This is a genomic window from Amycolatopsis albispora, from assembly GCF_003312875.1.
GTDB lineage: Bacteria > Actinomycetota > Actinomycetes > Mycobacteriales > Pseudonocardiaceae > Amycolatopsis > Amycolatopsis albispora.
The window spans coordinates 119,103-145,016 of record NZ_CP015163.1 but is presented as its reverse complement, the minus strand read 5'-3'; the positions used below and the strand labels follow the sequence as shown (position 1 = coordinate 145,016).

Sequence of the window (25,914 nt, the reverse complement as noted above, 5' to 3'; positions counted from 1 at the left end):
CCGAAACCCCCGGGAGTCCGCGCGATGCGCATGCTGCACCACCTCGAACGTTCCGCCCTCGACGCGACCGCGACGATCCTGCTCCCCGACGAGCTGGTCACCGTGGACGACACAACCGGGGGCGCCACGGCGGTGCTGGTGTTCGGCACGGAGATCGCCGCGGTCGGTTCGCCGGCCGGCTGCCGCGACGCCGCGGCCGCGCTCGGCCACCCCGCCCCGGAGGAGCGGCGCCTGCCCGGCACGCTGCTGCCCGGGTTCGTCGACCCGCACGCGCACCCGCTGATGTACGGCCAGATGATGACCTGGGTGGACTGCGGCCCCGGCCGGGCGTCGAGCATTCCCGAGATCGTCGCGCTGCTGCGCGCGGCCGCGGAACGCACGCCGGACGGCAGGCCGGTGCGCGGCTACGGCTACGAACACCGCAACCTCGCCGAGAAACGCCATCCCCGCAAGGAAGAACTCGACGCCGTCGCGACCGACCGCGAGGTCTACCTGATGAACGCCAGCGGGCACGGCGGGGTGGTCAACAGCTACACGCTCGCGCGCAACGGCGTCACCCGCGACACCCCGGACCCCGACGGCGGGGTGTTCTTCCGCGACGAGCACGGCGAACTCACCGGCGAACTGTCGGACGCGGCGTGCAACATCCTCACCGGCGTATCCGGCGTCAAGGTCGGGCACCACGGCCCGAACTTCCACCTCGCCGACGAGCCCGAGGAGCACCTGCGGCAGCTGGCCGTGGCGCAGGAGAAGTTCCTCGCCGCCGGGGTGACCGCGATCGGCGACGCGCAGGTGACGCGCCGCGAGTTCGACATGTACCTGCGGCTGGCTGAAGCCGGGCAGCTGACCACGCGCGTGCACCTGTACCTGCTGTCGCACCTGCTCGACCAGGCGCTGGAAATGGGGCTGCACGGCGCTTTCGGGAACGCGCACCTGTCCTTCGCCGGGATCAAGTTCTACGCCGACGGCACGCTCGGCGGCTGGACGGCCTACTTCCCGGACGGTTACGTCGGCGACCCGTGCCGCACCGGGCAGCTCTACCACGACCCGGCCGACTACCGCGCGCTCATCGGCAAGGCGCACGCCGCCGGGCTGCAGACCGCGACCCACGCCCAGTCCCCCGACGCGATCGGCATGGTGCTCGACGCCATCGAGGCCGCACAACGGGAAAACCCGCGCGCCGACGCCCGTCACCGCATCGAGCACTGCGGCCTGCCGACGCCGGAGCAGATCACCAGGATGGCCGCGCTCGGTGTGCACCCGGTCAACCAGCCGCAGCACTACTACAACTGGGGCGAGGGCGTGACCGACGCGATCGGCACCCCGGGCGAGCGCTTCAACCCGCTCGGCGAGTTCCAGGCGGCGGGCGTGCCGGTCACGCTGAGTTCGGACGCCCCGGTCGCCGAACCGAATCCGCTCGAAGCCATCCAGACCGCGGTGACCAGGGTGACCCAGCGTGGTCACCGCCTCGGCGGCGACCACCTGCTGATCGACGTTCGCTCGGCGGTCGCCGCGCACACCATCGCCGGTGCCCGTGTGCTCGGCCGTGAACGCGAACTCGGCTCCATCACCCCCGGCAAGCGCGCCGACTTCGTGTTGCTCGCCGCGAACCCGCTCACCACCGAACCCGGTCGCATCGCGGACATCCCCGTGCTGCGGACCTGGGTCGGCGGCGAGGTCCACCACACCACCCAGGAGCACGTCCGATGACGCACGATCTCCGCGCCCCGTCGCTGCGGCGCGCCCGCAAGGCCGGGCTCGCCGCCTTCGTCGGCACCACCATCGAGTGGTACGACTTCTACATCTACGCCACGGCCGCGAGCCTGGTCTTCGGCACGGTGTTCTTTCCCGAGACCGGCGACCGGCTGACCGGGGTGGCCGCCGCGTTCGCCACCTACGCGGTCGGCTTCTTCGCCCGTCCGCTCGGCGGCATCGTGTTCGGCCACGTCGGCGACCGGGTGGGCCGCAAGGCCGCGCTGGTGGTGACGCTGACCATGATGGGCGCGGCCACTTTCCTGGTGGGCTGCCTGCCGGGGTACGACCAGATCGGCGCGTGGGCGCCGGTGTTGCTGGTGCTGCTGCGGTTCGTCCAGGGGCTCGCGGTGGGCGGCGAATGGGGCGGGGCGGTGCTGATGGCCGTCGAGCACGCGCCGCCGGAGAAGAAGACCTTCTACGGCAGCTTCGCGCAGGCCGGGAACCCGGCGGGCGCGCTGCTGGCCACCGGTTTGTTCAGCCTGCTCAGCCTGGGCGGCACGGAGTTCCTCAACGGCTGGGGCTGGCGGATCCCGTTCTTCGCCTCGGCGCTGCTCATCGTGGTCGGCCTGATCGTGCGGTCCACTGTGGAGGAATCGCCGGTGTTCGAGGAGGTCGCCGGTGACCAGCCCGTCGGCGTGCCGATCCGGTACGCTCTGCGCACCAACTGGAAGCCGATCCTGCTCGGCATCTGCGTGCTGCCGGTCGCGCTCGGCGGGTACTACCTGGTCACCACGTTCGCCACCGCCTACGCCACCGATCCCTCCGTCGGGGTCTCCGAATCGCTCGTGCTCAACGCGCTCAGCATCGCCGCCTTCGTCGAGCTGGTGCTCACCTTCGGCACGGCCTGGCTCGGCGACCGCTTCGGCCGGGTGCGGGTGGTCGTGCTCGGGCTCGCCGGGGTCGCGGTGCTGGCCGCGCCGCAGTTCCTGGTGTTCGCCACGAAGGACTCGCTGCTCATCATCGTCGCCTTCGTCGCGATGCGGCTGGCGATGACCGCCACCTACGCGCCGATCGCCGCCGTGCTGTCGCAGATGTTCCGCCCGCAGGCGCGCTACACCAGCATCTCGCTGTCCTACCAGCTGGCGGGCGCGATCTTCGGCGGGCTCTCCCCGCTGGTGTCGACCCTGCTGTTCCAGGCGACCGGCAGCATCTGGCCGGTCATCGGGCTGCTGGTCGGGATGTGCGCGCTCAGCGCGGTTTGTGTGCTGGCGGCGCCGCAGCACACCGACGAAGTCACTTCCTGAGGCCCAGCCCCCTTTCCGCGAGGGTTTCGGCGAGGACGCGCACGGCCCTCGGCCCGACACCGTGCAGCGCGAGCAGCTCGGCCTCGGTCCGGGTGGCGACCTGGTCGAGCGTGCCGAGCCCGGCGTTGTGCAGGGCGCGGGTGGCGGGCTTGCCGATGGCGGCGGGCAGGTCGCTGCCCGGCTGGGCGGGCGATTCGATGGTGGCGGCCAGCTTCGCCGCCAGCTGCCGGGGCGCCCGGTGCCGCCAGGCGGCCATCACCAGCGCCCACAGGTGCTGGCCGCCGACGTCGGCCAGCGGCGCCTGAACCCCGATCGGCCGCCCGGCGTGCCGCAACCACCCGGCCGACGGGTAGGCGGCCACCGCCTCGGCCGCGGCCGCCTCGGGCAGCCGCAACCGCACCACGCCGTCCTGGGTGAGCGACACGAACTCCTTGCCGCGGACGGTGTAGCGCAGCGTTCCACCCGCGGTGACCTCCTCCACCTCCTGGAAGGCCAACGCCGTCTTGCGCAACTGACCCCGAGTCGTCATGCGGCGATGCTAAACACCCCCACCGACACTTCCCGCGCCACGACACCTCCCCGCGCGCTGCCGACGAGACCATCGCGCGGACGTCGCAAATTCGACGGCGACCCGAGACCTCTGCGCAATTTCCGGGGGCGACGGCCACTCGACACCTGACAGCTTTCCCGGTACCGGTCGCGGTTGCCCAAGATCGCCTGAATTGCGGGCCGATGGGGTAAATGGCCATCCCTGGGGCCTGACCGCGCTCTATCGAGACGCCGAACAGCGCCTGGTCATGACGGCCAGGAGAACGCGACCGTGCAGATCCTCAATTTCAAATCGGCTTTGCGGAAACAACCGCCCGGTCCGCCCGACATCACCTCATTGCTAGAACTTCGCACAGCGGTCGAGCAGCGGGTGCCCACGTCACTGGAAATTGAGGTCAACACGTCATCGAGGTCGCTTGGGAGTCCAGCAGAGTTTTCGCGACTGGCCTGCCCTCGCTGGTCGATGCACTCGCGCTGCGGTCGGCAGTGCCCGGCGATCTGCCGGACCGTTGACGCCAGGATCGTGAGCACCACCCCGGACGCTGAGCCGCAGGCTCACACAGCCATCCGGACGTATCCGTACCCCCACCCGGCCCATCCCACCGCAGCTCAAGCCCTCACCGCGGGCTGCCAATAATATTTGCCCCGTCTTTCGCAAATTTCCGGCACTCTTTCGTTGACCTAGCGCAAAAGGCCTGGCTAGCTTGGGACAACGCGGCGTCGCGCAGCGGAGCGCGGACCGTGTCCCCACCGAGGAGGAACGCCCATGCGGCTGTTCGTCGCCCTGCTCGCCTTGGTCCTGACCATCGGGGTCGCCACCCCCGCCACCGCACAGTCCGGCATCCCGCCGCAAGAACCGGGCGTCACGATGCGGGTGTTCGACGTGCAGGTGCCCCTCGAGGAGTACTGCACGCTCAAGCCCAGCCAGACGCCCAACATCGACAAGCTGATGCCGGTCATCGACTGGACCACCACCGCGGACTTCGGCATCGCCGACCGGTTCGTCACCGAGGTCACCGGCTACCTCAACGTCGGCGCCCCCGGCCGCTACGACTTCCGCCTCACCAGCGACGACGGCGCCCGGCTGTTCCTCGGCGAAACCAAGGTCATCGACCACGGCGGCCGCCACGGCGCGACCCCGAAGGACGGCTCGATCGACCTGACCGCCGGCGCCCACGCGCTGCGCATCGACCACTTCGACGCGGACTTCGACCAGCGGCTCAAGCTGGAGTGGAAGCCGCCGGGCGCGACCGCGTTCACGCTCGTGCCGACCTCGGCGCTGAGCACCGACGAAGGCGTCACCCGCGTCACCTCCCCCGGCCGCAAGGAGTGCGAGGGCGTCACCGAATCACCGGGCGACGGCCTTCCATTGACCTCCGTGCACCCCGGCTACGCGCTGACGAACCTGCGTCCCGAGGGCTTCGAACCGCAGGTCACCGGCATGGACTGGCTGCCGGACAACCGGCTGGCGATCTCCACCTGGGGCGGCGCGCGGGAATCCGTGCGCGGTGAGGTGTACCTGCTCGACGGCGTCACCGGCGCGACCGATCCGTCGAAGGTCAAGCCCAAGAAGATCGCCGAGGGCCTCCAGGAGCCGATGGGCATCAAGTACGTCGACGGCACGCTGTACGTGTCGGAGAAGAAGGGCCTGACCGCGCTCGTCGACACCAACGGTGACGAGGTCACCGACGAGTACCGCACGATCGCGACCTGGCCGTTCGGCGGCAACTACCACGAGTTCGCCTTCGGCCTGCTCTACCAGAACGGCTACTTCTACGTCTCCACCGGCATCGCCATGGTGCCCGGCGGCGCGAGCCTCGACCCGCAGCCCGCGGCGAACCGCGGATCCACCCTCAAGATCGACAAGGCCACCGGCAAAGTGTCCTATGTGGCCGGTGGGCTGCGCACGCCCAACGGACTCGGCTGGGGCCCGGAAGGCGACATCTTCGTCACCGACAACCAGGGCGCGTACCTGCCGACCTCGAAGCTGGTGCGCATCAAGCAGGGCCGTTTCTTCAACCACCACACCAATCCCGACGGTCCGTTCGACGACCAGCCCGTCACGCAGCCGGTGCTTTGGCTGCCGCACGGGGAAATCTCGAACTCGCCGAGCAATCCGCTGGTGCTGCCGGACGGGCCGTTCGCCGGCCAGATGGTCTTCGGTGACGTCACCTACGGCGGGCTGCAGCGCGCCCACCTGGAGAAGGTCGGCGACGACTACCAGGGCGCGGTGTTCCGCATGACGCAGGGCCTCGAATCCGGCGTGAGCCGCATCAGCCTCGGTCCGGACGGCGCCATCTACACCGGCGGCATCGGGTCCGAGGGCAACTGGGGCCAGGCCGGGAAGCTCAAGTACGGCCTGCAGAAGCTGTCGCTGAGCAACGCCGACGCCTTCGACATGCTCGCCATGCGCGCGATCGACGGCGGGTTCGAGATCGAGTACACGCAGCCGCTGTCCGAAGCAACCGCGCAGGATCTGGCCGCGAAGTACAACGTTTCGCAGTGGCGGTACGTGGCGACGCCGCAGTACGGCGGTCCCAAGGTGGACGAGGAAACGCTGCGCGTCGGCTCGGCGGCGCTGTCGGCGGACCGCAAGAAGGTGACGCTGAAGATCGACGGCCTGAAGCCGGGCCGCGTGGTGCACGTGCACTCCCCGCGCCCGTTCGCCGCCGAATCCGGCCAGGAGCTGTGGAGCACCGAAGCCTGGTACACGCTCAACACGCTGCCCAACGGGGCGACCGCGCCGCCGGAGTACGAGGCGGAATCGGCGCAGCTGGCCGGTGGCACCGGGTTCAACACCAACCACAGCGGTTACTCGGGTGCCGGTTTTGTCGACCGCAACTGGGAACCGGGCACCAGCACCACCTTCGCGGTCAACGCGGCCAGGGGCGGCCGTCACGACCTCGCGCTGCGGTACGCCAACGGGCTGAACCCGAGCCCGAACCCGGTGACCAAGTCAATGAGCCTGTATGTCAACGGGCGCAAGGAAAAGCAGGTCTGGCTCGCCAGCACCGGGGCCTGGAACCAGTGGGCGACGCACGTGGAGTCGGTGGTGCTGCGCACCGGCGCGAACAAGATCTCCTTCGTCTACGAACCCACCGACAGCGGGCACGTCAACCTCGACAAGCTCACCGTGACCCCGACCCAGCGCATCACCCTGTTCGACGGGTCCTCTTTGGACGCTTGGGAGGCGACCGCGGGCGGTCCGGCGAAGTGGCCGGTGGCGAACGGCTCGATGGAGTCCTTCGGCGGCGACATCCGCACCAGGGAGAAGTTCGGCGACTTCCGCATGCACGCCGAGTGGTACCAGCCGCAGTACCCGCCCGGGCAGACCGGGCAGGCACGCGGCAACAGCGGGGTGTACATCCAGGAGCGCTACGAAATCCAGGTGCTGGACTCGTTCGGCATCGAGCCGCCGAAGACCAACGACGCCGGCGCGATCTACCTGAAGAAGGCACCGGACGTGAACGCCGCGACCGCGCCGGGCACCTGGCAGACCTACGACATCATCTTCCGCGCCGCCCGCTACGACAGCAGCGGCAAGAAGGTGGCCGACGCCAGGGTGAGCCTGTGGTGGAACGGGAAACTGGTGCACGACGACGTGGCGATCGACGGTCCCACCGGGGCGGGCAGGCCGGAGGACCCGTCGGCGGGCCACATCCGCCTGCAGGACCACGGTGATCCCGGCGAGAACCCGAGGTTCCGCAACGTGTGGATCGAGCGGATGTGAGCTAGCCCGTGAGGTGGCGCCGGAACCATTCGGTCAGCCCGGCGTCCACCTCACGGGTTCGCGGCCGTTGCGGTGCCGGTTCGAGGCCGGGTTCGTCGGCCAGCGGGTGCGCCAGGTCCGGAATGGACAGAAGCTCGGCTCCCGTCACGTCGGCGAGTTCCAGTGCGTCGGCACGCAGACCCGGGTGGTCCTGTTCCCCGCTGACCACCAGCAACGGTGCCTTGATCGCGTCCGCCTTCTTGGCGAAGTCCAAGCTTTCGACGGCTTTCTCGGACTCGGCGTCGTACGAGTAGCCGGGGAACAGGTCCACCACGGACCGCATCCGGATGGCGGCGTTCACCAGTGCCCCGGCGAAGATCGGGGTGTCGGTCTCGGTGAGGACCCGCAGCGCGACCGCGCCGCCCAGCGACGCGCCGAGCACGCCGATCGGGCCGTCGCCGACCGGGAACTGCTCCCGGATCGAGGCGAGCGCGGCCGGGAACTCCTCGAACGCCTGGCGTGCGAACGGGTACAGAAAGGACATCAGCGGGTCTTCGCGCATCAACGCCACCACGGCGTCCGGGCGGCCGTCGACCATGCGGGCTCCGCACATCGGCATGCCGAGGTGCACGCGCCACGCGGGCACCCCGTGCATCGGCAACGCGGCGGCGAAGGCGGTGTCCGTGCGTGGTGCGTCGAGCATGTGCCAGGTGAGGATGAGCGGCGCGGGGCCGCCGTCGTCCGGCGGCAGGGCGGTGAAGGGCACGCCGGCGGCGGTGCCCGTGATGGGTTCGTGCATGCGACCACGGTATGGGGGCGGCCGGGCGCGCGGAATCGGTTACGCCACCGGCGGAATCACAGGCTGAACGACACCACCATGTACAGCCCGATCCCCAGCGCGAGCACGGCCACGATCACCGCGATCACCGCCACCGCCAGCCCGCGCCGGCGGCCCATGCAGCCGACAATGCCAAGCCCGAGCCCGGCAAGCGCGAACGGCAGGCCGACGTACTGGCGCACCCCGTCCAGATTCACCGGGAGAAACGGCATGACCAGCCCGACGACGGCCAGGACGAGCGCGGCCACCGCGATCCCCACCCCCTTGGGCGGCTCTTGCACCGCCCCACCCGGCCACGGCTGCTGCCCGTAAGGCTGTTGACCATACGGCTGCTGCTGCCCATACACCTGCTGCCCGTACGGCTGCTGCCCGGCGTACGGCTGCTGCGCGTAGGGCTGCTGCTCGGCGCTCATCTGCTGAGCGCCCACCTGCTGCTCCGCGTACGGCTGCTGCCCCACGCTCGCCTGCTGCCCGGCACCCGTCTCCTGCCCGCCACTCACCTGCTGCCCAGCATCCGCATCCTGCCCAGCGCTCGCCTGCTGCCCGGCACCCGTCTTCTGTCCGGCAGCCGCCTGCTGCGCGGCGTCCGGCTCCTGCTGCGCGTGCGGTTGTTGCCCGGCGTGCGGCTGCTGTGGCGCGTTCGGGTCGTAGGTCATGCCACTCCTCACCGGCGGGCTGCGTGTGCCCCGCATGTTAGCGCCCCACCGCGCGCCTTTCCGGCCTCTCACCACGATCCGGGCGGCCAGTTGCCCCAAGGCATCACTTCGGCGACGGGCGAACCTAGTTCGCCAGCACGATCTTCCCTCCGGCCCGGCGGCTTTCGCTCAGCTCGTGCGCGGCGGCGGCCTCGGCCAGCGGGAACTCCGCGGCGACCGGCACCCGCAGGCGTCCCTCGTCGGCGAGGGCGGCGGCGATGGCGAGCCCGTGCAGAGCCAGCGGGTCAGCGCCGGGCATTCCGGACGCCGCGTGGGACAGGTGGACACCGTGAGCCGCGGCACTGAGATCGGCGATCGTCACCACGCGCGCCGGGTCGCCCGCGATGGCGACCAGCTCGGGCAGGGCCCCGCCCGCGCAGTCGAGCACAGCGTCCACTTCGGACGGAACGCGGTCGGCCAGCCCCGCCCCGTAGGTCGTCGGTTCCGCGCCGAGTGCGCGGATCAGATCGTGGTTGTGCTCGCTCGCGGTACCGATGACCGTGGCGCCGCGGGCGACCGCGAGCTGCACGGCGACCGTGCCCACGCCACCGGCCGCGCCCTGCACCAGGACGGTGTGCCCGTCGCCGACGCCGAGCCGGTCGAAGGCGCGGGTGGCCGTCTCGACACTGCCCGCGGCGCCGCCCGCTTCGGCCCAGCTCCACGCGGCCGGTTTGAGTGCCCACGCGGCGAGCACGGCGTAGTCGGAGTTGGCTCCGCGCGCGGCCGTCGCGGTCGCGCCGAACACCTCGTCGCCGACGCGTACGCCGGTGACGCCCTCGCCGATCTCGTCGACCACACCCGCGGCGTCGAAGCCGGTCCGGTACGGCAACGTGACCACGTCGCGAAGTTCGCCGGAGCGGATCCGGACGTCGCCGGCCGAGAGGCCGGAGGCACGCACGGCGATCCGGATCTCGCCTGGTCCGGCGTGCGGGTCGGGCACCTCGGCCACGCGGAGGACGCTGGGCGGGCCGTATTCGGTGATCTGGATGGCTCTCATGGCGCGGACGTTAACGGAGCACCCCGTCCGGTTGGCTAAAGTGAGAGCGGTGACCGCACAAGTGGGAACGAAGCTCCGCTCGGACGCCAGGGACAACCGCGCGCGAATCCTCGCCGTGGCGCGGCTGGCGTTCGCCGCGGAAGGCATCGAGGTGCCGATCCGGGAGATCGCGCGGCGGGCGGGTCTCGGCGTGGCGACGGTGTACCGGCACTTCCAGACCAAGGACGAGTTGCTGGCGGCGGCCTTCGCCGAGCAGATGGTGTTGTGCTCGGCCGTGGTGGCGGAGGGCCTGGCGGCGGAGGATCCGTGGCAGGGGTTTTCGCTGGTGGTCAGCAAGCTGATGGAGGTGCACGCCCTCGATCGGGGTTTCGCGCGGGCGTTCATGTCGCAACTGCCGCAGGCGCTGGATTTCGCCGCCGAACGGGACCGCACCCTGCGGCAGTTGCTGGAACTGGTCGACCGCGCGAAGCGGGCCGGTGCCTTGCGGGAGGATTTTGTGTTGGAGGACATCAGCCTGGCCTTGATGGCGAACGAAGGCATCCGAGCTGAGGCGCCTGAACTGCGTGTTGCCGCTTCACGCCGGTTCGCCGCCCTGATGCTCCAGTCTTTCCAAGCCAACCCGACCGCGGCTCCCCTTCCACCCGCCGTCCGGCTTCCCCTCACCAGCCCCTAGCACCGCTAACCGCCCCCCACCACATACCCCTAGCGCCGCTAGCCAATATGGACCCCGGATCGGTAGCAGCGCTAGCCCGTTCCCCGCCCAGCGCTGGCGGACCGAGAGACGCGGAGCGCCACTTGCGGGCAGCAGGAAGGCAACCGAGTGCTGGCGGAGCTGAGTCGGCGTGGGCCAGCGCGATATGAGAGTGGCCTGCGCGATGAGAAGTGTCTCGTGGGCGTGCACAAGCGGGGGCTAGCAGTGCTAGGTGATTAGCGCCAAGGATTGCTAGCGGCGCTAGGCAGGTGGACGGTGGTGGGCTAGCGGCGCTAGGCAGTTGGGTGCGGTGGGCTAGCGATGCTAGGTAGTCGGGTGCGGTGGGCTAGCGATGCTAGGCAGTCGGGTGCGGTGGGCTAGCGATGCTAGGCAGTCGGGTGCGGTGGGCTAGCGATGCTAGGAAGATAGGTGCGGGGAGGGCTAGCGGTGCTAGGAATAATGGGCGCGGAAAGGGCTAGCGGCGCTGGCTAGGTGCGCGGGCCAGCGGGGTTCGGCATACAAAAGGGCGGTGCCGGCGAGCCCCCTCGGCTCGCCGGCACCGCCGCGTCTCGGTATTGCTGTGCTGCCACTTCCCCGGGCTTCCTGGCGCCCGGGGCGAGCCGCCCCTCAGCGGGTGTATTCGCGGTTGTACAACTTCTTCGCCCACACATAGCTGCCCAGCGCGATGACCACGCACCACCCGAGCGCGATCAGCACGTTGTTCCCCACCGGGGTGCCCATCAGCAGGCCCCGCAGTGACTCGATGATCGGGGTGAACGGCTGGTACTCCGCAAACCAGCGGATGGCGCCCGGCATCGAGTCCGTCGGGACGAAACCGCTGCCCAGGAACGGCAGCAGCACCAGCGGCATGCCCACATTGCTCGCCCCCTCCACGCTGCCGCTCGCCAGGCCCAGCGCAACCGAAAGCCAAACCAGCGCGAACGCCAGCGCCACCACCACACCACCGGCGGCAAGCCAGTCACCGAAACCCGCGGCCGGGTCGAAGCCGATCAGCAGCGCGACCCCCAGCACCACGGCCACCGCGATCAGCGTCTGGATCACGCTGCCCAGCACATGCCCGGTCAGCACCGAAACCCGCGCGATCGACATGGTCCGGAACCGCGCGATGATGCCCTCGGTCATGTCCATCGCCACCGAGATCGCCGTGCCCTGCACCGCGCTGCACACCGCTATCAGGATGATCGCGGGCACCACGTAGTTCACGTACTCGGCCCGCCCGCCGGACGCACCGCCCAGCCCGGCCCCCAGCGTGCCCCCGAAAACGTAGACGAACAACAACAGGAAAACGATCGGCATCCCGATCAGCAGCACCGTCATCGACGGGTACCGCACCATGTGCCGGAGGTTGCGCCCCAGCATGGTCGCCGAGTCGGTCAGCGCGCGGGAGCGGGTGCTCACCGGCCGCGGAGAGACGTGGGTCATCGCGTGGCCACCTTTTCGTTCACGGGGTTGTTTCCAGTCAGGGCAAGGAAAACGTCGTCGAGGTCGGGCGTGTGCAGGCCCAGCTGGTCGACCTCGATCCGGTCGGCGTCGAGCCGGTCGATCAGGGCCTTCAGCGAGTGGAGGCTGCCGTCGCTGGGCACGCGCAGCGTCAGCGACTCCCGGTCGGGCGTGCCGTGCACCACCGACCGCGTCGCCGCGTCGAGCCAACGGGCGTCGGTGAAGCGCAGTTCCACATGTCCGCCGGGAATGCGGCGCTTCAGCTCGTCCGCGGTCCCCTCGGCGACCAGCCGTCCGTGGTCGAGCACGGCGATCCGGTCGGCCAGTTCGTCGGCCTCTTCCAGGTACTGCGTGGTCAGGAAAATCGTGACACCGTCGGCCACCAGCTCCCGGACGATCTGCCACAGCCCGCGACGACTGCGCGGGTCCAGCCCGGTCGTCGGCTCGTCGAGGAAGATCACCCGCGGGCTGCCGACCAGGGTCATCGCCAGGTCGAGCCGCCGCCGCATGCCGCCGGAATAGGTGGACACCGGTTTCTTGCCCGCCTCGGTCAGCTCGAAGCGCTCCAGCAACTCGGCCGCGAGCCGCTTGCGCTCACCACGCCCGATCAGGTTCAGCTTCGCCATCAGCAAAAGGTTTTCCTCGCCGGTGAGCAGGTTGTCCACCGCCGAGAACTGCCCGGTGACGCCGATCGAGGCACGCACCGCCTCCGGGTCGCCCGTCAGGTCGTGCCCGGCGACCGTGGCCACCCCGTCGTCGGCATTGATCAATGTGGACAGGATCTTGACCGTGGTGGTCTTGCCGGCACCGTTCGCGCCGAGCAACGCGAAAACGCTGCCGCGCGGCACATTCAGGTCGACGCTGTCGAGCACGGTCTTGTCCCCGAACGACTTGCGCAGCCCGGTCGCCGTGATGGCGGGCGTGGCCGTCCTCGTGGTCATGTCTGGTTTCCTTTCGGCAGAACGGGTTTGGGGGTCAGGCGCTGCGGACGGTGATGTCGCCGAACGCGGTGTGCGCGCGGACACCGACGCCGCCACCCGGCGAGTTCGCGACCGCGTTGCGCACGCGGCCGAAGCGGGTCTTCAGCTCGAACCGGGCGGCGGCGCTTTCCGCGACACCGACCTCGATGTCGCCGCACGACGACTCCGCGTCCACCCCGGCGGCGGCCCGGTCCACCGAGATGTCGCCGTTGGCGGCACGGAGCCGCAGCTCGCCACCGGCCACGCCGATCTTGGTGGAACCGTTGCTGGTCTTGACAAAACCGGTGCCGCCGACCGCGCCGATGGCCACCCGGCCGGAGCTGGTCCTGACTTCGGCGTCACCCTCGACCCGGCCGACTTCGACGTGGCCTGCCGCGGTTTCCACCCGCAGCCGTCCCGTGGTCTCGAGCCGGACGTGCCCGGCGGCGGTCTTGAACCGGCAGTCGCCGAGCGAGCCGGTGCCGTCGAAGTCGCCCATCGCCGCGTCGCCACGCACGCGGGAGCCGGCGGGCAGCTCGATTGTCACGGCGACCGCCCTGCTTTTCTTGGAGACATCGAACGGGTGGCGCTTCGGGCCGATGACCCGCAGCTCGCCGTTCGCGTAGTCGACGCGGGTCTGCGCCGCGGCGTCGACGTCGGAGGCGTCGGCCTGGTTGGCCGGGCGCACCTCGACCACCGTGTCGGTGCGGTCGCTCGCGACGAGGCGGACCTCGCCGACGGAGACCTCGATGGTCGCGGTGATCGGGGCGGGCGTGTCGAAAATGGGCATGACTGTCCTCTTCTCTGGGATGTGTCCCCGCCGCGCGGGGACGGATGCCTACTTGCCGTGCCGCTGGCTGGGCAGCGCGACCGAAGCGGCCTCGACCAGCCAGGCGTTGACCGAGCGGCGTTCCTCGCCCGCCGCGGTCTCGATCGCCGCCTTGAGCTGCTCGGGCACGCGCAGATTGATGCGTGCCACCGCCTCCCCGCCGAAGCTTTCGGGCGACGGCGGCGGCTGCGCCGGCGGCGGCGTCACGACGAACGTCGCTTCACGACCACGCAGGCGCAGGTCCACCGAACCGGGGGCCAGGTCGCGGGTGATCTCCCCCATCGCCCCGGCCAGCGCGTCCAGCAGCGTGAGCCGGATCGCCGGCTCCAGCGACCCGATCAGCCGCTCGAGCAGGTCCCCGGTTTCGGTCGTGTCCAACGCCGTCGCGAGCTCACGGCGGAGATCGTCCACATACGGCGTCAGCTCCATGGCATCACTATGGCACATGCATGGCACCACACGCAAGCCACCCTGGCGCATTGGTTTGTCATCCGCGCGCCGAGGACACAAATGTGGCTTTCGGGGCAGGTCAGCCGCCCCGAAAGCCACATTCGTGTTCAGTATGCAAGCCCAGTTCAGGGCCCTGACTGGCGCCTCGTGGCGCCACGGTGGCTCAGTGAGCCGCCAGCAGGGAGAAGCCCGCCGAGCCGTGCCCGGCATCGATGGCGTCCTGCACGGCGGCACGCCCAGCGCGGAGCACACCGTCGTCCAGGCCGTTCGCCCGGACGGTGCCGAGGACGTCGTCCAGGATCGCCGCCGCCGAATCGAGGGTCGAGGCGTCGCCGGGGAACCGGCCCTCCGCCAGGTGCGCGGCCACCACGTCGATCAGCCCCGGCACCAGGCCGGCCATCTCCTTCGCGTACCCGGCGAACTCGGCCGGGCCGATGCCCTCCGCCGCCCCGAGCCGGAACGCGTGCACCACGCCGAACATCGAGGTCCAGAACAGGTCCAGCAGCGAAACGTTGAACCCCGCCGCCCGGCCCGGGTCCTCGCCGAGATAGACGCCGTTCTCCCCGAGCGCGGCCAGCGTGTCCCGATGCGCCTCGTACAGCGAGCGCGGCCCGCTGTACAGCAACGCCGCGTCCGGCCCGCCGACGATGCCGTTCAGGATGACGCCGTCGAGATAGGCGATCCCGCGCTCGTCCGCCCACGCGGCCATCTCCCTGGCCTGCGCCGGCGAGCCGCCGGTGAGGTTGACCAGGGTGCGGCCCTTCAACGCGGCGGGGTCGAGAACCGCGTGCACGGCTTCGTAGTTCAGCACGCACACGAACACCACGGGGCTGGCTTCGATCGCCTCCGCGGCGGTGCCCGCCACCGTGGCGTCGAGGTCGTTTCCCTTGCCAGGCGTGCGATTCCACACCGTGGTGGGGTGGCCGGCGGCGGCGAGAGCGGTGGCCAGCGCGCGGCCCATCGGGCCGAGTCCGAGAACGGTCACAGGGGTCATGCGGCGTAAGCTAAACCTTGACACCAACGTCAGAGTCAAGCCAGGAGCCGGGATGCGGATCGGGGAGCTGTCGCGGCGAACGGGCGTCAGCGAGCGCGCGCTGCGCTACTACGAGAAGCAGGGCCTGCTGCGCCCGGAACGACGGCCGAGCGGCTATCGCGACTACCGCGACGCGGATGTCGCGGCGGTGCGGCGCATCCGGATCCTGCTGGCCGCCGGGCTGAGCACCACGCAGATCGGCGAGGCGCTGCCGTGCTTCATCGATGACGACGACCGCTTGCTGCCCAGCTGTCCCGAGCTGGTCGACGCGCTGGTCGAGCACCGTGACCGGATCGGCGAGGCCATCGACGAGCTGGAAGCCACCCGCGCCAACCTGAACACGATCATCGCCGCCGAACGGTCCTCAGTGGACTGACCCGGCCTGCCGGAACACCACGGCGGCACCGAGTGCGGCACTGGCCGGGACGAACACGTCCCCCGACGACGTCCGCCGAAGCGGAATCCCCTCATCCCGCACCAGTTTCTCGGTCACGTCCAGCTCGCGGACGGCCACCGTGCACGCGACCAGAGCGGGCAGCGCGGACGCCTGCTCACCCGGGAAAAGCGTGTCGGCGGAAGGCACCAAGGTCAGTGTCACGCCGTCGTCGAGGTCGAAGACCCGAGCCGCACCGTCGATGCGAGCCGATCGGCCGAGATAAAGCTCGTACCGCGCCTGGGCAGCGTCCAAATCGGACGCACACAACGTCGCGTCGACCAAGCCCAGGGCACCGTTGGGATGCTCCTCCGATCGCGACGCCTGAATGCGCGGCTCCAGCTCCGCGGCGACGCCGATCCGTCCCTCCGGTCCGTCGATTTCCAGGTACCGCACGGTTTCCACGTCGTCACCCACGGGCCGCCGGACGGTGTTCACCCCGCCGTGCCGCACTCCGCCCGCGCTCAGCCGGGCGGCCGTGGTGTCGAGATCGGCCGACGAGAACATCAGGATGTGCAGGCCCTCGAAGCGGCCCAGGCAGTCCGCCAGGTTCGCGCTGGTGGCGTTGACCCGCTCCAGCAGCGATGGCAGCACCTCGGGCGGCGCCTCCAACGGAACCAGCCGCGCCCCCGGCGGCACCACGCCCGCATCCACGACCGTGGCCAGTTCGAGGAAGTCACGCGGGAAGTCGGCGTGCGTGTTGGCCGCACCGAACGGCTCCGGCGCGGCCCCTTCACGCGGTGCCATCGCGGGATAAGCGGGCGCGTGCACCACAAAACCGAGCCGCCGGTACAGCTCGAGCGCGGCGCTCATGTCCCGGACGACGTGCCCGACGTGGTGCAACCGGAGGCGTTCCATGCCGCCACCCTAGAAGTAGTTAGACCACTTGGTCAAACTACCTCGGCCTGGCGTACCGTCACCCCGATGAGCGCGGACCACCTCGACGGCAGGCGCCTCCGCTACCAGCACCGGCGCCCCGAACTGCTCGAAGCCGTGACCGCCTACGTGCTCGCGAACGGGCTCGCCGGGCTGGCGATGCGCCCGCTCGCGGCGGCGGTGGGCGTCAGCCACGGCACACTGCTGCACCACTTCGGCTCGAAGGAAAACCTGGTCACCGAAGTGATCGACGTGCTGCGCCGCCGCCTGTCGGACGCGGCGGGCCTGACCGGCGCCCCGCCCGGCCTGGCCGATCTGCCCACCTGGTGGCAGCGCTCGACCACGCCCGATCGCCTGCCGGTCTACCGCCTGCTGTTCGAGGTTCTCGCGCAGGCCGCGCGGGAACCGGAGCACTACGAACGGTTTCTCCAGCAGGTTGTGCACGATTCGCTGGCGCTGGTGGAAAACCTGGTGGTCGCCGAGGGCTGTCCCCGCGAGCAGGCGCCCGAGATCGCGTCGATGATCGTGGCGCAGGCACGCGGGCTGCAGCTCGAACTGCTCGCCACCGGCGAGCGCGCACGTACCGACCGCGCCTTCACCCGGTTCCTCGGCCTGGTGGACGGCCTGGCCCGTTCGTGGCGCTGAGCCACGAACGGGCCACCGATCAGTCCGACAGCTCGGCGAACACCCCGGGCGCGTATGAGCCCCCGGCGTTGCGCACGATCACGCCGAGCCGGTTGGCCGCGTTGATCTGCGCGACCAGCGAAACCAGCGCGGCGACCTCGTTGTCGTCGAAGTGCTCGCGCACCGCAGCCCAGGTCTCGTCGGACACGCCGTGGTGCGCGTCGGCGAGCCGCGTGCCCTCCTCGGCCAGCGCGAACGCCGCCCGCTCGGCCTCGGTGAACACGCTGGACTCGCGCCAGGCGGCGACCAGGTTGATGCGCACCGCCGTTTCGCCGGCGGCCTCGGCTTCCTTGGTGTGCACGTCGACGCACCAGCCGCAACCGTTGATCTGGCTGACACGCAGCGCGACCAGTTCCTGCGTGCTCTTCGGCAGCGCCCGCGCGAGCACCAGGCTGGCGTTGAAGAAACGCTTCGCGAACTTGCCGCCGACTTCGTTGTCCATCAGGTCGAACCGGGATTCCATGCTCTTGTCCTCACTCGCGTTTGGGGTGCTGGCGCACCGGAACGCCCACCAGATGCCGCGACCCCGTCCCGTTGTGACAGCGGGTGACCCGCGCCACACCTGTCACAGGGCGGCCGCGCCCGGTGTCTGGTGGGCAGGAGCCCACACGCGAACAGGAGCCGCGCATGTCCGCCACCGAGACCTTTCTCGCCCACCGCAACCTGCTCTTCACCGTGGCCTACGAAATGCTCGGCTCGGCCGCGGACGCCGAGGACGTGCTGCAGGAAACCTGGCTGCGGTGGGCGGAGGTCGACCTCACCGAGGTGCGGAACGAGCGCGCGTACCTGGTGCGGATCACCACCCGCCAGGCACTGGGCCGGTTGCGCACGCTCGGCCGTCGCAAGGAGTCCTACGTCGGCCCGTGGCTGCCCGAGCCGCTGCTCACCGCGCCCGACGTGGCCGAGGACGTCGAACTGGCCGACAGCGTGTCGATGGCGATGCTGCTGGTGCTCGAAACGCTCGCGCCCACCGAGCGGGCAGTTTTTGTGCTGCGCGAGGTGTTCGACCTGCCCTACGGCGAAATCGCCGAAGCCGTCGGCAAAAGCGCGGCCGCGGTCCGGCAGATCGCCCACCGGGCACGGGCACACGTCGCCGCGCGACGGCCGCACGTGACCATCTCCCCCGCCGAAGGCCGTGACGCGCTCGCGGCCTTCAAGAGCGCGGTGGAAACCGGTGACCTGCAACACCTGTTCGATGTGCTCGCGCCGAATGTGGTGCTGCTGACCGACGGCGGTGGCATCGCGCAGGCCGCGCTGGCGCCCATCACCGGGGTCGCGGAGGTGACCGCGGTGCTCGGCCGCCTCGCCGGTTCCGCGTCCCTGCGACCGGCGCAGGTCAACGGCCACCCGGCGCTGACCGTCCACATCGGCGGTGAACTCGACGCGGTGCTCGCGGTCCACCTCGAAAACGGCTTCGTCACCGGGCTCTACGCCGTGCGCAACCCGGAGAAACTGTCCTATATGGACCGCGAGACCGCCCTGCGGCGTTAGCGGGCGAAGGATTCCTCGATCAGCCGCCGGTGCCGGTGCACCAGCCGGTGGACCAGCACCACCACGCCGAGCTGGGCCAGGCCGGACACCGTGAAGACGGCGGGCACGCCGATCATCCCGGCCAGCACACCACCGAGCAGCGCGCCGAGCGGGATACCGCCCCACAGCACCACGCGGTGGGCGCCGAGCACCCGGCCGAGCAGCCCGGCCGGGATCATCGCCTGCCGCAACGACATCGACAGCACGTTCCACATGGTCACCCCCACCGCGACGCCGGAAAACCACACCACGGCCGCCCAAACCTGGGTCACCGTGCCGAGCAGCACCGACATCACCGGCGCGATCGCCACGGCCAGCGTGCTCGCCCGGGGCCTGCCAAGACGGGCGGTCAGCGGGCCCACCAGCGCGGACCCGGCCAGCCCGCCGACGCCCATGGCCGCGAACAACAGGCCGTACAGCGAAGGGCTGAGCGCCAGCGTGTCCAGGGCGTAGAGCACGGTCAGCGAGGTGCCCATCGACATCAGCGCCGCGATCAGTCCACTGTAGATGGTCAGGCTCCGCAGCACCGGGTGCCGCCACAGCCAGCTCACCCCCTCCCGGATGTCAGCGCGCAGCGTGGCCGGTTCGGTGCGGTCGGCGCGGAAGCGCCCGGGAACGGCGAGCACGAGCACCGCGGCGACGGCGAACCCGATCGCCGGGCCGAGGAACGGGGCGGCGCGGAACCAGCCGAACAACGCCGCGCCCAGCGGCGGGCCGACGAAGTCCTTGCCGACGGTCTCCTCGACGGTCAGCCAGCTGTTGGCCTTCTCCAGCCCGCGGCGGCCGACCACCTGCGGCAGGATGGCGCGGTCCGCCGAGTCGTAGACCACCTGGCAGATCCCGAGCGCGAACGCGGCCGCGTACAGCACCGCGACACCGCCCGTGCCGGTGGCGATCAGCACCACCAGCCCGCCGAGCAGCACCGCCCGGACGACGTTGACCACGGACATCGCCCGGCGCCGGTCCACCCGGTCGGCCAGCGCCCCGCCGGGCAGGCCGAACAGCAGCCACGGCAGGAAGGCGAACGCGGTCAGCCCGGAGATGAGCACTGGGCTGGTGGTCAGCGAAGCGGCGAGCAGGGGCAGCGAAACCTTCACCACGCCGTCGGCACAGGTGGCCGTGGCCGACGCGGCGAACAACTTCCAGAACGAGCGATCCAGCGCAGGGGCGTGCAAGAAGTATCCACCTTCGGAAACGAAGCGTCGTTTCCGCTCAGGCGGCGAACCCCCTGGGAGCGCGGAAACGCAGGACGAGGTTCAGGTCCACGGGTACCGCCTCCCTTCCGGCTCGGGCACCGCAGGCTAGCACCGGCGCGACTGTCCCACCATCGAGTAAACGCGGCCCGTTCCCGCCGTCGTCCGGCAAACTCCCCGGCGTCAGGTCGGGACGTGGAAAGCGAGCCGGACATGCGGGAACTGGCGTTGCTCGCGGTGGTGGCGGTGCTGCTCATCGTGGTGGTGTCGTACGCGGCACCGAAGCTGAAGGTCGCCGCGCCAGTGCTGCTGGTGCTGGTCGGCATGGCGTGCAGCAGGCTGCCGGGCGCGCCGGAGCTGTTCGTCGAACCGGACCTGATCCTGGTGGTGGTGCTGCCACCGATCCTCTACGCGGCCGCGGTGAACATGCCGGTGGTGGACTTCCGCCGCGACCTGCGCCCGATCGGCGCGCTGTCGGTGGTGCTGGTGGTGGTGTCCGCGTTCGGCACCGGGCTGCTGATCTGGTGGCTGATCCCCGAGCTCGGCTTCGCCACCGCGGTCGCGCTCGGCGCGGTGATCAGCCCGCCGGACGCGGTCGCGGCCACCTCGATCGGCAAGCGCCTCGGCCTGCCGCCGCGGCTCGTCACCATTCTCGAAGGCGAGGGGCTGGTCAACGACGCGACCGCGCTGGTGCTGCTGCGCACCGCCGTCGCCGCGATCGCGGGCACGGTCTCGTTCTGGGGGGCGCTCGGCGACTTCGCCTACGCGGTGGTCGTCGGCATCGCGGTCGGCGCGGTCATCGGCGTGGTGTCGGTGTGGGCGCGTTCGCGGATCCGGAACCAGCCGGTGCTCACCACCGCGATTTCCTTCGTGGTCCCGTTCCTGGCGTTCATCCCGGCCGAGGAAGCCCACGCGTCCGGGGTGATCGCGGTGGTGGCGGCCGGGTTGATCACCGGGCACCAGAGCGCGAAGCGGTTCACCGCGCACGACCGGATCTCCGAGCGCACCAACTGGCGGACCATCCAGCTGCTGCTGGAGAACGGCGTTTTCCTGCTCATGGGCTTCGAGATCACCGCCGTGGTCGCGGACGTGCGCAACTCCGGGGAAGGCGTGTGGAGCGCCGTCGGCATCGGGCTGCTGGCCACGCTCACGCTGATCGTGCTGCGCGCGGTCTTTGTCGTCCCGCTCATCGCGGCCCTGCGCCGGCAGCAGCGCGGCGCGGGTGAACGCACCGACCGGATCGAGGCGGCGCTGGACGGGCTGACCGCGCGCGGTCCGCGGCCGGGCACGCGGAAGCGGTACAGCGCGGTGACCCGCGTCCTCCGGCGACGCCACGCCGACGCCGCCTACTTCGCCAGCGAAGGGCTCGGGTGGCGCGGTGGCGGGGTGCTCGCGTGGTCCGGGATGCGCGGCGTGGTCACCGTCGCCGCCGCGCAGTCGCTGCCCACCGACGTGCCGCACCGGGCCGAACTGGTGCTGATCGCGTTCACCGTCGCGATCGTCACCCTGGTCGTGCAGGGCGGCACGCTGCCCGCGCTGATCAAGCTGCTCGGGATCCAGGGCACCGACGCCGAGCACGAACGCCGTGAGCTCGCCCGGCTGGCCACCGAGATCCACACCGCCGCGCAGGCGCTGGTCGAGAACCCGGCGCTGCGCCGGGAGAACGGCAAGCCGTTCGACGAGGCGATCCTCGGCAAGTCCCGCCGGCGGACCGTCGCCACCGCCGAGATGATCGACAAGCTGCTCACCGAGCGCGACGACCCGGACAGCCCGCTCCAGCAACGCCGGGAGTTGCAGCGCCTGCTCATCGACGCGATGCAGAACGCCCTGCTCGACGCACGGGCCGGCGGCACCTACAGCTCGCACACCCTGGAGCGCGCCCAGCACCTCATCGACACCGAGGCGGCGCGCTTCACCGCGTGAACCTCCGGGCAATCCGCCGTTGACTAAACCGTCATCGTGCTGAAATATTTAATCGCTGCCTCGCAAGAACAAGACAAGATCATGAAATTTGCCGGGATGCCTCCCGGTGGACGGGGCGGCCCAGGCTCTGCTCACCCCACCGAACAGAGGTCCCCATGCACCGGAAGCGCCTGGCAGGCGGCCTCGCCGCCGCCTGCCTGCTCACCGTCCTGCCCGCCACCGCGCGCGCCGCGGACACCGATCTCGCCGCCGGGAAACCGGTCGAAGCGACGTCCTCGGTGTTCTCGTTCGTCGCGCCCAACGCCACCGACGGCAACATCGGCACCTACTGGGAGTCCGCCGGTTTTCCCGCCTCGCTGACCACGAAGCTCGGTGCCGACGCCGAGCTTTCGTCGATCGTGGTCAAGCTCAACCCGGACCCGGTCTGGGGGCCGCGCACGCAGGCCATCGAGGTGCTCGGCCGCGCCCAGTCGGGCACCGGGTTCACCACGCTCCGGCCCCGCGCCGACTACGCGTTCAGCCCGTCGTCCGGCCAGAACTCGGTGACCATCCCGGTCAGCGGCCGGGCCGCCGACGTGCGGCTCGCCTTCTTCGGCAACACCGGCGCGCCCGGCGGGCAGATCGGCGAGCTGCAGGTGTTCGGCACCCCGGCGCCGAACCCGGACCTGGTGGTGTCCGCGCTGACCTGGAGCCCGGCCAGTCCGTCCGAAACGGACGCGGTCACCCTGTCCGCGACCGTGCGCAACACCGGTACGGCGGCGTCGGCGGCGACCACGGTCAACTTCAGCCTCGGCGGCGCGGTCGCGGGCAGCGCGCCGGTGGGCGCGCTCGAGCCCGGCGCCTCGGCCACCGTCACGCTGGACGCGGGCAGGCGCCCGATGGGCAGCTACCCGGCCGCGGCGGTGGTCGATCCGGCCAACACCGTCCCCGAGCGCAACGACGGCAACAACACCTTCAGCGCCGCGTCACCGCTGGTCGTCACGCAGGCGCCCGGACCGGACCTGCAGGTGCTCGGTGTCACCGCGAACCCGTCGAACCCGGCCGAGGGCGCCCCGGTCCGGTTCACCACGGCGGTCCGCAACCGCGGCACCACCGCGGTGGAGGCTGGCACGGTCACCCGCATCGCCGTCGGCGGGACCACTTTGGACACCAGCAGCCCGCGGATACCGGCTGGTGGCACGGTGAACGTGACCACCAGCGGCACGTGGACGGCGACCGCTGGCGGCGCCACGGTCACGGCGACCGCCGACGCGACCGGGCTGGTCACCGAAACCGACGAGGCCAACAACGGTTTCGCGCAGCCGATCGTGGTCGGCCGCGGTGCCGCCGTGCCCTACGTCGAGTACGAGGCGGAAGCGGGAACCTACCAGGGCACGCTGCTCGAAGCGGATCCACTGAGGACATTCGGGCACACCAACTTCGCCACCGAGTCCTCCGGCCGCAAGTCGGTCCGGCTGAACACCCAGGGGCAGTTCGTCGAGTTCACCTCGGTCAGCTCGACCAACTCGATCGTGGTGCGCAATTCCATTCCGGACGCACCCGGCGGTGGCGGCATCGACGCCACCATCAGCCTCTACGCCGACGGCAACTTCGTGCAGAAGCTGAACCTTTCGTCGAAGCACAGCTGGCTCTACGGCAACACCGACGGCCCCGAGGCGCTGACCAACACCCCGCAGGCCGACGCGCGCCGGCTGTTCGACGAGGCACACGCGCTGCTGCCGTCGACCTATCCGGCGGGCACGAAGTTCCGGCTGCAGCGTGATTCCGGGGACACCGCGGCGTTCTACATCATCGACCTGATCGATCTGGAGCAGGTGGCGCCGCCGAGCGCGAAACCGGCCGGGTGCACCTCGATCACCGAGTACGGCGCGGTGCCCAACGACGGGAACGACGACACCGCGGCCATCCAGGCGGCGGTGACCGCCGACCAGAACGGCGCGATCGGCTGCGTGTGGATCCCGGCCGGGCAGTGGCGGCAGGAGAAGAAGATCCTCACCGACGACCCGCTCGACCGCGGGCAGTACAACCAGGTCGGCATCAGCAACGTGACCATTCGCGGCGCCGGGATGTGGCACTCGCAGCTGTACACGCTGACCGAGCCGCACAAGGCCGTCGGCAGCATCAACCACCCGCACGAAGGCAACTTCGGCTTCGACATAGACGGCAACACGCAGATTTCCGACATCGCCATCTTCGGTTCCGGACGGATCCGCGGCGGGCCGGAGAACGCCGAGGGCGGGGTGGGGCTCAACGGCCGCTTCGGGCAGGGCACCCGGATCACCAACGTGTGGATCGAGCACGCCAACGTCGGGGTCTGGGTGGGGCGCGACTACGACAACATCCCGGAGCTGTGGGGCCCGGCCGACGGCCTGGAGTTCAGCGGCATGCGCATCCGGAACACCTACGCCGACGGCATCAACTTCACCAACGGCACGCGGAACTCACGCGTGTTCAACTCCTCGTTCCGCACCACCGGTGACGACGCGCTCGCGGTGTGGGCCAACAAGTTCGTGAAGAATCCCGCGGTGGACATCGCGCACGACAACCACTTCGTCAACAACACCATCCAGCTCCCCTGGCGTGCCAACGGAATCGCCATCTACGGGGGTTACGGCAACAAGGCGGAGAGCAACCTGATCTCCGACACCGCCAACTACCCTGGCATCATGCTGGCCACCGACCACGATCCGCTGCCGTTCTCCGGGCAGACCGTGCTCGCGAACAACGCGCTCCACCGCTGCGGCGGCGTGTTCTGGGGCGAGGCGCAGCAGTTCGGCGCGATCACGCTGTTCGCGCAGGGGCCCGACATCCCGGGGGTGTCCATTCGCGACACCGAGATCCACGACTCCACCTACGACGGCATCCAGTTCAAGGCGGGCGGCGGTGCCGTGCCCGGCGCGACGATCACCAACGTCCGGATCGACAAGTCGAACAACGGCGCGGGCCTGCTCGTGCACGGCGGCGCCCGCGGCAGCGCGACGCTGTCCGGCGTGACGATCACGAACTCCGCCAAGGGCGACATCGTGAAGGAACCCGGTTCGACCTTCGTGCTCAACCAGTAGGCGTGGTCAGTGCAGCGGGTCCGCGTCCGCGCGGGCCCGCTTGGCCGCGCGGAGATCCGCGACCACTTCGGTGACCATGCGGATCGACGCGGCATCGAGCACGTTCCCGAACTCGATGACGCCGACCCGACCTTCGAGCCGGGCCTTCAGTTCCGGCAGCTCGCTCGGGATCACCACGAGGTCCACGCCGTCGAGGTCGTCGTCCGCCAGGCCGTGCAGCACCTTGATGTTCGCCAGTCCCGACTGCGTCAGCGAATCCCGGATGGCGGTGGCCTGGTCCTCTGTGGAGTACCAGATCCCGACCGTCCGGTCCGGCGGCACGGCGGCGATCTCCACCAGGGTCCGCACGTGCGGCGCGGCCACGATGGCCACCACCTCCGCGCCACGCCACCGCGCGCGGACCTCGGCCAGGTGGAAGAAGGTGGTCAGCACCAGGTCCGCCCGCTCCCGCACCGGGTCGAACTCGCCGAGCACCAGCGGTTTCACCGGCAGCCCGAGGTGCCCGGCCAGCTCACCGGCGAAGTACTTCGCGCGGTCGGCGTTGCACTCGACGAACGACACCTTGAGCCTGTCCTCCTCGGCACGCGCGGCCAGGCTCGCCACCATCGCCTGGATCTCCGCCGCGGGCACACCGAGTTCGACGCACGCCCTGGTCGCCTCCGCCAGGATCGCGCGCGCCCGCTCGCGCTCCGGGACGTGACCGGCGCCGGTCACCACCGTGCCGCCACGCCCGCGCGTCTCGACGAGGCCGCGTTCGCCGAGGTCGGCGTAGGCGCGGGCGACCGTGTTGCGGTTGATGTGGAGGTTGTCGGCCAGCAGCCGCGCGCTGGGCAGCGTCCGGCCCGGCGCCAGCTCCCCGCTCTCGATCATGAACGACAGCTGGCTGACCAGCTGCCGGTAGATGGGCACATCCGACTGGCGGCTCACCTGCAGGTTCTGCTCCACCAGCACCTCTCCGAACGGATTGACCCAAGGCATTATGGCCTAGTCTAATAGGCCAAAC

Annotated in this window: 22 protein-coding genes; 9 read left to right on the top strand and 13 right to left on the bottom strand. The window is 70.4% G+C overall.

Annotated elements, in window-relative coordinates; all coding sequences use genetic code 11:
• Positions 1-24 precede the first annotated feature (24 nt).
• On the top strand, positions 25-1,710 hold the full coding sequence (locus tag A4R43_RS00715) for an amidohydrolase (RefSeq protein WP_113690504.1): 1,686 nt from the start codon (positions 25-27) through the stop codon (positions 1,708-1,710).
• A complete protein-coding gene (locus A4R43_RS00710; protein ID WP_113690503.1) occupies positions 1,707-2,999 on the top strand; it encodes an MFS transporter in 1,293 nt (430 codons plus the stop codon). Before A4R43_RS00715 ends, A4R43_RS00710 begins: the two co-directional genes overlap by 4 nt.
• On the opposite strand, the gene A4R43_RS00705 is transcribed toward A4R43_RS00710, so the two are convergent.
• Positions 2,989-3,528: a helix-hairpin-helix domain-containing protein gene (locus A4R43_RS00705; RefSeq protein WP_113690502.1), complete on the bottom strand. Its 540-nt coding sequence runs from the start codon at positions 3,526-3,528 to the stop codon at positions 2,989-2,991. The two genes, A4R43_RS00710 and A4R43_RS00705, sit on opposite strands and share 11 nt — an antisense overlap.
• Before the next feature lie 786 nt (positions 3,529-4,314).
• On the opposite strand from A4R43_RS00705, the gene A4R43_RS00700 reads away from it, so the two are divergent.
• The gene (locus A4R43_RS00700; protein ID WP_113690501.1) at positions 4,315-7,278 is read left to right on the top strand and encodes a 3-keto-alpha-glucoside-1,2-lyase-like domain-containing protein; all 2,964 of its coding nucleotides are present in this window, start codon (positions 4,315-4,317) and stop codon (positions 7,276-7,278) included.
• A 1-nt stretch (position 7,279) separates the two neighbouring features.
• Here the strand turns inward: A4R43_RS00700 and A4R43_RS00695 are convergent, their stop codons facing one another.
• From A4R43_RS00695 to A4R43_RS00685, 3 genes are all read right to left on the bottom strand, one after another.
• Positions 7,280-8,056: an alpha/beta hydrolase family protein gene (locus A4R43_RS00695; RefSeq protein WP_113690500.1), complete on the bottom strand. Its 777-nt coding sequence runs from the start codon at positions 8,054-8,056 to the stop codon at positions 7,280-7,282.
• 56 nt (positions 8,057-8,112) lie between these two features.
• The gene (locus A4R43_RS00690) at positions 8,113-8,751 is read right to left on the bottom strand and encodes a hypothetical protein (RefSeq protein WP_113690499.1); all 639 of its coding nucleotides are present in this window, start codon (positions 8,749-8,751) and stop codon (positions 8,113-8,115) included.
• 124 nt (positions 8,752-8,875) lie between these two features.
• Positions 8,876-9,787, bottom strand: a complete 912-nt coding sequence (locus A4R43_RS00685; RefSeq protein ID WP_113690498.1) for an NADP-dependent oxidoreductase — start codon at positions 9,785-9,787, stop codon at positions 8,876-8,878.
• Positions 9,788-9,836: 49 nt separating this feature from the next.
• Between A4R43_RS00685 and A4R43_RS00680 the strand changes: the two genes are divergently transcribed.
• The gene (locus A4R43_RS00680; protein WP_236808688.1) at positions 9,837-10,460 is read left to right on the top strand and encodes a TetR/AcrR family transcriptional regulator; all 624 of its coding nucleotides are present in this window, start codon (positions 9,837-9,839) and stop codon (positions 10,458-10,460) included.
• Positions 10,461-11,105: 645 nt separating this feature from the next.
• Here the strand turns inward: A4R43_RS00680 and A4R43_RS00675 are convergent.
• The 5 genes from A4R43_RS00675 to A4R43_RS00655 form a co-directional block, all read right to left on the bottom strand.
• A complete protein-coding gene (locus tag A4R43_RS00675; protein WP_113690497.1) occupies positions 11,106-11,921 on the bottom strand; it encodes an ABC transporter permease in 816 nt (271 codons plus the stop codon).
• Complete coding sequence (locus A4R43_RS00670) at positions 11,918-12,880, bottom strand: ATP-binding cassette domain-containing protein (RefSeq protein ID WP_113690496.1); 963 nt, start codon at positions 12,878-12,880, stop codon at positions 11,918-11,920. The genes A4R43_RS00675 and A4R43_RS00670 overlap by 4 nt, the downstream gene beginning before the upstream one ends.
• Positions 12,881-12,914: 34 nt before the next feature.
• Positions 12,915-13,688 (bottom strand): DUF4097 family beta strand repeat-containing protein, encoded by a 774-nt coding sequence (locus A4R43_RS00665; RefSeq protein WP_113690495.1) that lies wholly within the window; start codon positions 13,686-13,688, stop codon positions 12,915-12,917.
• Positions 13,689-13,736: 48 nt separating this feature from the next.
• On the bottom strand, positions 13,737-14,156 hold the full coding sequence (locus A4R43_RS00660) for a toxin-antitoxin system HicB family antitoxin (protein WP_113690494.1): 420 nt from the start codon (positions 14,154-14,156) through the stop codon (positions 13,737-13,739).
• A gap of 184 nt (positions 14,157-14,340) precedes the next feature.
• Complete coding sequence (locus A4R43_RS00655) at positions 14,341-15,171, bottom strand: NAD(P)-dependent oxidoreductase (RefSeq protein ID WP_113690493.1); 831 nt, start codon at positions 15,169-15,171, stop codon at positions 14,341-14,343.
• A gap of 52 nt (positions 15,172-15,223) precedes the next feature.
• Here A4R43_RS00655 and A4R43_RS00650 point away from each other — a divergent pair, with 52 nt between their 5' ends.
• Positions 15,224-15,586, top strand: coding sequence for a MerR family transcriptional regulator (locus tag A4R43_RS00650; protein WP_113690492.1), 363 nt, complete (start codon positions 15,224-15,226; stop codon positions 15,584-15,586).
• On the opposite strand, the gene A4R43_RS00645 is transcribed toward A4R43_RS00650, so the two are convergent.
• Entirely contained in the window at positions 15,575-16,501 is a 927-nt protein-coding gene (locus tag A4R43_RS00645) for a VOC family protein (protein WP_113690491.1), read from the bottom strand. The two genes, A4R43_RS00650 and A4R43_RS00645, sit on opposite strands and share 12 nt — an antisense overlap.
• Positions 16,502-16,567: 66 nt before the next feature.
• Between A4R43_RS00645 and A4R43_RS00640 the strand changes: the two genes are divergently transcribed.
• Positions 16,568-17,164 carry a TetR/AcrR family transcriptional regulator gene (locus A4R43_RS00640; RefSeq protein WP_113690490.1) on the top strand — a complete coding sequence of 199 codons (597 nt, stop codon included), beginning with the start codon at positions 16,568-16,570 and terminating at the stop codon, positions 17,162-17,164.
• A 19-nt stretch (positions 17,165-17,183) separates the two neighbouring features.
• Here A4R43_RS00640 and A4R43_RS00635 read toward each other — a convergent pair whose 3' ends face one another.
• The gene (locus A4R43_RS00635) at positions 17,184-17,666 is read right to left on the bottom strand and encodes a carboxymuconolactone decarboxylase family protein (RefSeq protein ID WP_113690489.1); all 483 of its coding nucleotides are present in this window, start codon (positions 17,664-17,666) and stop codon (positions 17,184-17,186) included.
• A gap of 164 nt (positions 17,667-17,830) precedes the next feature.
• Between A4R43_RS00635 and A4R43_RS00630 the strand changes: the two genes are divergently transcribed.
• Entirely contained in the window at positions 17,831-18,694 is an 864-nt protein-coding gene (locus A4R43_RS00630; RefSeq protein WP_113690488.1) for an RNA polymerase sigma-70 factor, read from the top strand.
• On the opposite strand, the gene A4R43_RS00625 is transcribed toward A4R43_RS00630, so the two are convergent.
• Entirely contained in the window at positions 18,691-19,908 is a 1,218-nt protein-coding gene (locus A4R43_RS00625) for an MFS transporter (RefSeq protein WP_205215195.1), read from the bottom strand. The two genes, A4R43_RS00630 and A4R43_RS00625, sit on opposite strands and share 4 nt — an antisense overlap.
• Before the next feature lie 213 nt (positions 19,909-20,121).
• On the opposite strand from A4R43_RS00625, the gene A4R43_RS00620 reads away from it, so the two are divergent.
• The gene (locus A4R43_RS00620; RefSeq protein ID WP_236808687.1) at positions 20,122-21,849 is read left to right on the top strand and encodes a cation:proton antiporter; all 1,728 of its coding nucleotides are present in this window, start codon (positions 20,122-20,124) and stop codon (positions 21,847-21,849) included.
• A 155-nt stretch (positions 21,850-22,004) separates the two neighbouring features.
• Positions 22,005-24,911 (top strand): CARDB domain-containing protein, encoded by a 2,907-nt coding sequence (locus A4R43_RS00615; protein WP_113690486.1) that lies wholly within the window; start codon positions 22,005-22,007, stop codon positions 24,909-24,911.
• Positions 24,912-24,917: 6 nt separating this feature from the next.
• Here the strand turns inward: A4R43_RS00615 and A4R43_RS00610 are convergent, their stop codons facing one another.
• Positions 24,918-25,889: a GntR family transcriptional regulator gene (locus A4R43_RS00610; protein WP_113690485.1), complete on the bottom strand. Its 972-nt coding sequence runs from the start codon at positions 25,887-25,889 to the stop codon at positions 24,918-24,920.
• Positions 25,890-25,914: the final 25 nt, after the last annotated feature.

Excerpts from the sequence above, each read along its gene's own strand:
- A4R43_RS00715 (WP_113690504.1), top strand. The coding sequence starts at position 25 with ATGCGCATGCTGCACCACCTCGAACGTTCCGCCCTCGACGCGACCGCG.
- A4R43_RS00710 (WP_113690503.1), top strand. The coding sequence starts at position 1,707 with ATGACGCACGATCTCCGCGCCCCGTCGCTGCGGCGCGCCCGCAAGGCC.
- A4R43_RS00705 (WP_113690502.1), bottom strand. The coding sequence starts at position 3,528 with ATGACGACTCGGGGTCAGTTGCGCAAGACGGCGTTGGCCTTCCAGGAG.
- A4R43_RS00700 (WP_113690501.1), top strand. The coding sequence starts at position 4,315 with ATGCGGCTGTTCGTCGCCCTGCTCGCCTTGGTCCTGACCATCGGGGTC.
- A4R43_RS00695 (WP_113690500.1), bottom strand. The coding sequence starts at position 8,056 with ATGCACGAACCCATCACGGGCACCGCCGCCGGCGTGCCCTTCACCGCC.
- A4R43_RS00690 (WP_113690499.1), bottom strand. The coding sequence starts at position 8,751 with ATGACCTACGACCCGAACGCGCCACAGCAGCCGCACGCCGGGCAACAA.
- A4R43_RS00685 (WP_113690498.1), bottom strand. The coding sequence starts at position 9,787 with ATGAGAGCCATCCAGATCACCGAATACGGCCCGCCCAGCGTCCTCCGC.
- A4R43_RS00675 (WP_113690497.1), bottom strand. The coding sequence starts at position 11,921 with ATGACCCACGTCTCTCCGCGGCCGGTGAGCACCCGCTCCCGCGCGCTG.
- A4R43_RS00670 (WP_113690496.1), bottom strand. The coding sequence starts at position 12,880 with ATGACCACGAGGACGGCCACGCCCGCCATCACGGCGACCGGGCTGCGC.
- A4R43_RS00665 (WP_113690495.1), bottom strand. The coding sequence starts at position 13,688 with ATGCCCATTTTCGACACGCCCGCCCCGATCACCGCGACCATCGAGGTC.
- A4R43_RS00660 (WP_113690494.1), bottom strand. The coding sequence starts at position 14,156 with ATGGAGCTGACGCCGTATGTGGACGATCTCCGCCGTGAGCTCGCGACG.
- A4R43_RS00655 (WP_113690493.1), bottom strand. The coding sequence starts at position 15,171 with ATGACCCCTGTGACCGTTCTCGGACTCGGCCCGATGGGCCGCGCGCTG.
- A4R43_RS00650 (WP_113690492.1), top strand. The coding sequence starts at position 15,224 with ATGCGGATCGGGGAGCTGTCGCGGCGAACGGGCGTCAGCGAGCGCGCG.
- A4R43_RS00645 (WP_113690491.1), bottom strand. The coding sequence starts at position 16,501 with ATGGAACGCCTCCGGTTGCACCACGTCGGGCACGTCGTCCGGGACATG.
- A4R43_RS00640 (WP_113690490.1), top strand. The coding sequence starts at position 16,568 with ATGAGCGCGGACCACCTCGACGGCAGGCGCCTCCGCTACCAGCACCGG.
- A4R43_RS00635 (WP_113690489.1), bottom strand. The coding sequence starts at position 17,666 with ATGGAATCCCGGTTCGACCTGATGGACAACGAAGTCGGCGGCAAGTTC.
- A4R43_RS00630 (WP_113690488.1), top strand. The coding sequence starts at position 17,831 with ATGTCCGCCACCGAGACCTTTCTCGCCCACCGCAACCTGCTCTTCACC.
- A4R43_RS00615 (WP_113690486.1), top strand. The coding sequence starts at position 22,005 with ATGCACCGGAAGCGCCTGGCAGGCGGCCTCGCCGCCGCCTGCCTGCTC.
- A4R43_RS00610 (WP_113690485.1), bottom strand. The coding sequence starts at position 25,889 with ATGCCTTGGGTCAATCCGTTCGGAGAGGTGCTGGTGGAGCAGAACCTG.